This window comes from Candidatus Phytoplasma citri, from assembly GCF_002009625.1.
GTDB classification, from domain to species: domain Bacteria; phylum Bacillota_I; class Bacilli_A; order Acholeplasmatales; family Acholeplasmataceae; genus Phytoplasma; species Phytoplasma citri.
Window position 1 is genome coordinate 1 of the sequence record NZ_MWKN01000003.1, and the last position, 7,817, is coordinate 7,817.

At 22.1% G+C, this 7,817-nt stretch carries 8 protein-coding genes; 7 read left to right on the forward strand and 1 reads right to left on the reverse strand.

The window, feature by feature from the left end:
- On the reverse strand, positions 1 to 474 hold a 474-nt coding region (locus tag B2G44_RS00285), incomplete at its 3' end, for a hypothetical protein (protein ID WP_143325086.1).
- A gap of 556 nt (positions 475 to 1,030) precedes the next feature.
- Between B2G44_RS00285 and rpsF the strand changes: the two genes are divergently transcribed.
- The 7 genes from rpsF to B2G44_RS00320 all read left to right on the forward strand — a co-directional run bounded on the left by rpsF (position 1,031) and on the right by B2G44_RS00320 (position 7,804).
- Positions 1,031 to 1,324: a 30S ribosomal protein S6 gene (rpsF, locus tag B2G44_RS00290; RefSeq protein ID WP_078122872.1), complete on the forward strand. Its 294-nt coding sequence runs from the start codon at positions 1,031 to 1,033 to the stop codon at positions 1,322 to 1,324.
- A 26-nt stretch (positions 1,325 to 1,350) separates the two neighbouring features.
- The gene (locus B2G44_RS00295; RefSeq protein ID WP_078122873.1) at positions 1,351 to 1,821 is read left to right on the forward strand and encodes a single-stranded DNA-binding protein; all 471 of its coding nucleotides are present in this window, start codon (positions 1,351 to 1,353) and stop codon (positions 1,819 to 1,821) included.
- Positions 1,822 to 1,886: 65 nt separating this feature from the next.
- Positions 1,887 to 2,123 (forward strand): 30S ribosomal protein S18, encoded by a 237-nt coding sequence (rpsR, locus tag B2G44_RS00300; protein ID WP_078122874.1) that lies wholly within the window; start codon positions 1,887 to 1,889, stop codon positions 2,121 to 2,123.
- A 126-nt stretch (positions 2,124 to 2,249) separates the two neighbouring features.
- Positions 2,250 to 4,769: a 50S ribosomal protein L9 gene (gene rplI, locus B2G44_RS00305; protein ID WP_078122875.1), complete on the forward strand. Its 2,520-nt coding sequence runs from the start codon at positions 2,250 to 2,252 to the stop codon at positions 4,767 to 4,769.
- Positions 4,766 to 6,133, forward strand: a complete 1,368-nt coding sequence (gene dnaB / locus B2G44_RS00310) for a replicative DNA helicase (protein ID WP_078122876.1) — start codon at positions 4,766 to 4,768, stop codon at positions 6,131 to 6,133. Before rplI ends, dnaB begins: the two co-directional genes overlap by 4 nt.
- 26 nt (positions 6,134 to 6,159) lie before the next feature.
- Positions 6,160 to 7,239, forward strand: a complete 1,080-nt coding sequence (gene prfA, locus B2G44_RS00315) for a peptide chain release factor 1 (RefSeq protein WP_078122877.1) — start codon at positions 6,160 to 6,162, stop codon at positions 7,237 to 7,239.
- A gap of 7 nt (positions 7,240 to 7,246) precedes the next feature.
- Positions 7,247 to 7,804 (forward strand): L-threonylcarbamoyladenylate synthase, encoded by a 558-nt coding sequence (locus B2G44_RS00320; RefSeq protein ID WP_078122878.1) that lies wholly within the window; start codon positions 7,247 to 7,249, stop codon positions 7,802 to 7,804.
- Positions 7,805 to 7,817 lie beyond the last annotated feature (13 nt).

Below are 7,817 nucleotides of genomic sequence, written 5' to 3' on the forward strand. Positions count from 1 at the left end.
TAGATCTTTGACCAATTTTTGATGAAAAAAAACATTATTATAAGAATAATTGTTAGGTAATGCTGTTAATTGATTTAATTTTTCTTTAGAAAAATTTGGTAAACTTATGATTTTTGACAAAGGAGTAAAATTAAATTTTTTAATAAAAAATAAACTCATTAATAACAAAATAAAAAATATTAAAATAAGTATTGAAGTAAAAAAAAATCCTCTAGGTGAAGATATTTTATTTTGAAAATCATTGTTAGAAGAAGCATAAGATGAACTGTAATAAGAATTAGAAGACAATTTATTGAAAAACCTTAATTTTGGCAATAAACACAAAATATTAAAAATTAAACTAATAACCCAAATAATTAAATAAACTACAATAAAAATAATTAACCAAAAAATTATATTCACAAAATAATGATAATAATTTTGAATAAAATTAAAAATATTACTCAAATAAAATATAGCTTTTTGCACATTCACAACAAAAACTCCTTTTTTTTATTACAAATTTAAAAAATATTTGAAAAAGTTAAAAAAATTTTAATTTAAAAAAAGAAATTTTATTTTTAAAAATCTAATAGAATTTAAAATTTTATTTTTTTCTATTTATAGAAAAAATAAATATAATTTTTACTTTGTTTAATAATTATTAAAAAAAATTAAATTATTTAATGCTACAACAAAATCACCTCCTTAAACAATCAAGAAATTAAATTTATCAAACTATAAATGAGTTTTTTATTAATAATGTTTGACATTGTTTTTTTTATTTGTTAGAATAAAACCTAGAGTATATCATCATTTCAATTTGATAAAATTTAGTTTTTATAAGTTTTTATAATAAAAAATTTACATATTATTAATTTATAATTTTTATTTTTTTATTATAAAATATTAAAATTTCTATTAAAATTTAATCTAACAAAGTTAATTATTTTTGATTTATAAAGCTATAATCTAACAATATATATAATTAAGATTTAAGATATTTTATTAGAAAAAACTGTATAAAAAAGGAGCAAAAAAATCAACAAACATGAAAGAATACGAATTAATGTACATTATAAAACCAAATATAAGCCTAGAAAAAGCTCAAGAAATAGTAGAAAATTTAAACAAAAATTTTCTTAAAAATAAAGATATTAATTATTTCGAAGAAATTACTTCAACTCCTGTAGAGTTAAAAGAATTAGCTTATCCAATTAAAAAATTTAAACAAGGTTATTATGTACAATCCACAATCAAAGCAGATAATACATTTGTAGAAAAATTTAATCAATTAATGAAAATAACCGAAGAAATAATTCGTTTTTTAATTATCAAAAAATAAAGAAAATACACAAATAGGAGACAGTAATGATAAATAGGGTATTTTTAATAGGAAGAATCACTAAAGATCCTGAAATAAGACTTACAAAAGAAACTAACATACCTTATGTTATTTTTAATTTAATCGTGGATAGAGAATACACAAATCAAGAAGGCAAAAAAGAATCAGATATAATTCGTTGTATTGTTTGGGACAAACAAGCAGAAAATTTAACCAAATACATTAATAAAGGCAGTTTGTTAGCTGTAGAAGGTAAAGTTAGAACAGAAATATACGAAGATCCTAATAATAACCAAAAAACCAATTTCGATACCAAAATCGTCTGCAAGAATATTAAATTTTTAGAAAGCAAAGAATATTCTGATTATAAAAAAAACAAACAAAAAAATGAATATTCTAATAATTTAAATATTGAAAGAACATTATTAAACAATAGAGATGTCCAAAATAATAAAGATTTCAATAATAAAGAAGATGATGATGATTCGCTTTTTTAAATATTTAATAATTTTAAAAAATAATAAATGCTAATTTTAACTAAGGAATGTAAATAGAATATAATATGCAAATGATTCGAAAAAAATATTTTAAAAAACGTCGTAAAGTATGTTTTTTTAAGCAAAATAAATTCACCGATATAGATTTTAAAAATACAGAAATTCTCAAAAAATTTATAAGTAGTGAAGGTAAAATTTTACCATCCAGAATAACCGGAGTATGCGCCAAATGGCAAAGAAAATTAGCAATAGCTATAAAAAGAGCGCGTCATATGGCCTTAATACCTTTTGTGGAAAAATAAAATATTTATAAATAATAAACAAGTTTTTTTTAAATAACTTGTTTTGTTTTTTTTATATAATAAAATTATCTTTATTTTTAACTTTTAAACCGTGTTTTTTTAGAAAAGAGAGTTGAATTATTAATTATGTTAACATTAAGAAAAAAAAATCTCAATTATAAAAAAATTTTTTTATTTATAATTTTGATTGGTACATTTTTATATATGACCTTCCTTGATTATGATAACATCAAATTATTAATTCATAACCCAAATAAAGAAATTCAAGAAGTAAAAAAAATTATTATTAAATTATTTTTTAGCATTTTAGGAAAATTAGTTATTTTTTTTATCCTTTTAAGCATTTATATGCATTTTCAAAGAAGTTTAAAGATTAAAAGATTACAAAAAAGATTATCTTTATGGTCCAAATTATCTTATTATATAGATAAAATAGGTGAAGAAGTATTCAACGAATTAACCATAGGAATTATCGTAATTAATACTACCAACAATACTATTGAATGGATAAATACTTATGCTAATAAAATATTTAATAACCCTAATATTAATACTTCTCTAAACTTAATAAATAAACAAATGGCCGAATTATTAAATACTCAAGATAAAGAGAAACAAATAGTTTTAAATATAGGAAATAAATTTTTTGATTGTCTATATAAAAGAGAATTTAATGTTTTTTATTTATTTGATGTAACCCAAAGAGAAAAAATACAAATTCTTTATCATCAAGCTACACCTGCTTTAATATTTCTATCCTTTGATAATTTAGAAAATTCTTTAAAAAATTTAGACTTTTCTGAACAATCACAAATCAAAGTGGAATATTTAAGTGCTATTTCAGATTTTTTCGAAATTTATGAAAGTTATTTGAAGCAATTATCAGATGATAAATTTTTACTTTTATTAAAAAGAGAACAATTGGAAAATATGATATTAGAAAAATTTTCAATTTTAAAAAATATCAGAAATATTTCTGAAAAATACAAATTAAACATAACTTTATCTATGGGAATTGCTTGTTATAACTTACCTTTCAACCAATTAGCTTATTATTCTCAAAGTGCATTAGAATTAGCCCAAAAAAGAGGCGGAGATCAAGTAGTCGTGAATATTGAAAATCAAAAAATTCAATATTTCGGAGCCACTAAAGCTTCTTTAAATACAAACTCTAAAATCATATCTAGAGTTAATTCTGAAATCATTAAAGATCTGATTCAAAAACATCATAATTGTTTTTTCATGAGTCATAAAAATCCAGATTTAGATGCTTTTGGTTCAATGATTGCTATTTATAAAATAGCATCTTCATTAAATAACAATCAAGATCATTATATTATCATGGATATAAACTTAATGGAGAAAAATTTCCAAAATATTTATGAAATTTTAAATCAAGAAAATCCCAATCTTTTTAAAAATATTATTGATTTTCAAAAAGCAAATAAAATGATAAATAAAAATTCCTTAATTATTATTGTAGATAATCAACATTTAGAAATTTTAGATAACAAAGAATTATTAACTTTAACCGATAATATAATCATTATTGATCATCATCGTTCTTCAGAAAAAATTATTTCAAACAAATTCGCCTATATAGATGCCTCCGCTTCATCAACCGTAGAAATGATAATGGAATTAATATTTTTTTTAAACCATCCAGTATATATTTCTCCTTTAGAAGCGACTATTATGTACGGAGGTATGATTATTGATACTAATTATTTTACTTCTCGAACTAGCGAAAGAACTTTAGAAGTAGCATCGCGTTTAATTAATATGGGAGCGGAAAGTCAAAAAATTAAATTATGGTTAAGACAAAGTTATGATCAAATTTTAGAAATGAATCAATTATTATCTCGTATGGAGATTTACATGAAAAAATTTGCTATCATTACAAGTGATAAACCGATTGATGATCGTTCATTTTTAGCTAAAGTAGCAGAAAATTCTTTAAATGTACAAAATATTGAAGCAGCTTTTGTAATAGGAGAATTATCATCTACTCATCAAATAGGCATTAGTGCTAGATCCTGTAACGATAATATTAATGTGCAAATTGTTATGGAACAAATGAACGGAGGAGGACATATCAATAGCGCAGCTGCTCAAATTAAAAATGCTAATATTAATGATGTTGTATTAGAATTAAAAACAATTTTGAAAAATGAATATCAAGAAGGAAATGAGAATATGAAAATTATTTTATTAGAAGATTTAACTGATAAAGGTAAAAAAGAAGAAATTATTCAAGTTAATGCTGGTTATGGTAATTATTTAATTAGAACCAAAAAAGCTCTTTTAGCAAATTCTCAAAATATTGAAAAATTAAAACAAAATAAAAAAATCCAAGAAGAAAAAGAACAACAAAAAATTCTCTTAATGACCAAACTAAAAGAAGAAATAGAAGATAAACCAATTACTATTCAAATCCAAATAGGTCCTAATGGAGAAATGCACGGAAAAATAACTCCTAAACACATTATAGATGAACTTTATAAAAGTCATAATATTTTATTAGATAAACCTAAAATCATTTTAGATAACGAAATAAATTCTTTAGGCATCTACAAAGCTAATATTATTTTAAAAGATAATATCATAGCTAATTTAACAATTAATGTAAAAGCTAAAAAATCATGAATGAAAATATAAAACTGCCTTATTACGCAGAAGCAGAAAAATCCATTTTAGGAATTATTTTTTTAGAACCAAAACAAATTATTAATGTATTAGGTCGTTTAGAGGTTAGTGATTTTTTTAATCTTAATAACCAAAAAATTTTCCAAGCGATTCAAGAATTATTTGAAACATCAAAATCTATAGATTATTATTCAGTATATACATTACTACAAAATAAAAATATTCATATAGATGGCGGACAAAACTATTTAATTCAATTAGGAGAAATAATTCCATCTATTTATCATTTGGAAACATACATTAATTTAGTTAATGAAGCAGCTATTAAACGAAATATTATTCAAACTGCTTCTTCTATTGTACATGAAGGTTTAAATAATCCTGATATTGAGCCACAAATTTTTTTAAATTTAGCGGAAGAAAAAATTTTCCAAATTTCTAATAAAAGTAAAAATAATAATTTTGTTAAAATTAATAATTTAATAGAAACAGTACAAGAAAAAACTCTAAATAATTTACCGAATAAAAATATTATTGGCATAAGTACTGGTTATACAAATTTAGATGAAGTAACTCTAGGATTAAAAAAAGAAGAATTAATTATTATTGCCGCTAGGCCTTCTATGGGTAAAAGTAGTTTCATGACTAATTTAGCAATTAAAATGGCTCAAAATAATAATAATTCTCAAACCTATGTAGCTATTTTTAGTTTAGAAATGTCCAATGAACAATTAGTAACAAGAATATTAAGTTCTCAAAGCGAAATACCTCATAAAAACATTCAATTAGGATTATTAAATCAAACTCAAAAATCATTACTAAAAGTAACAGCTGATAAACTTAAAAAATTAAACATCTATTTTGATGATTCAGTAGCAGTCAATATTTTAGATATAAGAACGCAATGCCGTAAATTAAAGCATCAAAACAAATTAGATGTAGTCATTATTGATTATTTACAATTAATTCGAAAAAATAATCCAAATAATCGTCAATCTAGTTTTAATAATCGTCAAGAAGAAGTTTCTGATATTTCTAAAAGTTTAAAACAAATGGCTCGTGAATTAAAAATACCAGTTATAGCTTTATCTCAATTATCTAGAGAGGTAGAAAAAAGAGAAGATAAAAAACCTATTCTATCAGATTTAAGAGATTCAGGAAGTATTGAGCAAGATGCTGATATAGTCATGTTTTTATACAGAAAAGGATACTATTCCAAAGAAAAATATAGCGAATATAATATTGATTTAGGGCATACAGAATTAATTATTGCTAAAAATCGCCAAGGTATAACAAGTACTAAATTTTTTAATTTTGATTCTAATTGTTTATTATTTAATGAAACTGACCATTTAATAGAATGAAAAAATAGGATGATATAACCATTTAGATGTTTGAGAAATTAGAATTAATTAAAAAAAAATATTTAAAAAATCAAAAAAAAATATTAGAAAACCCACAAAATTTTCAAAATATTGATTTATTAAAAGAACTAAATAAACTCCAAAAAATTGTTTTTGTTTACGAAGAATATATTCAATTAGAAAAAGAATATCAAAAAATACAAAAAACATTATCTAAACAAAATGACCAAATTCAAGATCAAGAAATAATTCAATTATTAGAAACAGAAAAAAATAATTTAAATAAAAAAATACAAAATAAAACTAATCAATTAGAAAAATTATTATCTCCAGAAAAATATAACAAAGAAGATAAACAGAATGTAATTGTAGAAATTAAAAAAGGTATCGGAGGACAAGAATCTAATTTATTTGTCGCAGATTTATTTCGGGCTTATAAAAAATATGTAGAAGATAAAAAATGGAAATTAGACATAATCAATCTATTATCCACTCCCAAAGAAGGAATTTCATCTGTTGAATTTATAATTAAAGGGGAAAATGTTTTTTATTATCTTAAATATGAATCCGGAATACACCGGGTACAACGCATTCCGAAAACAGAAAATAAGGGGAGAATACATACATCTACAGCTAAAATATTAGTAATTCCTAACGATAATAATCCTAAAATAGAAATTAATTGGAATGATATTAGAGTAGATACTTTTAATGCTAGCGGCCCTGGAGGACAATCTGTTAATACCACCAAATCAGCAGTACGATTAACACATTTACCTACAGGTATTAGCACAGCATGCCAAATAGCTAAAAGTCAACACGAAAACAAAGAAAAAGCTTTTCAATTATTAACTAATAAAATTTATTATCAAAAACAATCTGAACAAAAACAAAAAAAAAATCAAATTAAAAAAGATTTAATAGGGAAAAGTGATAGAAGTGAAAAAATAAGAACTTACGACTATCCAAATAATAAAATAACAGATCATAGAATAAATTTATCAATATATAAATTGAATGATTTTATGGAAGGAAATATAGATTTAATTATAAAACCTTTACTAGAAGAGTTTCAACAAAAAAAATGGAAAGAAGATAACTTTTAAATAATTTATGAAAATCTTAAATAACATAATTATTTTTCCCACAGATACTGTGTATGGGATGGGTGCGCCTTGGAATGATAATCAAAGTTTAAATCAAATTTATCAATTAAAAAAAAGAGATCTAAACAAACCAATAGCTCTTTTATTTTATAATTTAGAACAAATAAAAAATATTATAGAAATTAATAACCAAATAAAAAAAATATCTAAAAAATTTTGGCCAGGTCCTTTAACTTTAATAGTTAACACTAAAAAACAATATTTTCAACTAACTAAAGAAAATAAAATCGGCATTAGAATACCCAATCACCCTATAGCTCTTGAAATATTAAAAAAAGAAGGACCTTTAAAAACCACTTCTGTCAATCAAAGCGGACAACCACCTTTGAATAATTTTAAAATTATTAAAAAAATTTATCAGTATAAAGTTAAAAAAATATTACCCAATAATTATAATTCATCTAACATACCTTCCGCAGTTATAGAAATAACTAATAATAATTTTAAAATATTAAGAACAGGATCTATAGATATACAAGAATTTGTTAAAACATTAATTGATTAAAAAATAATAAATT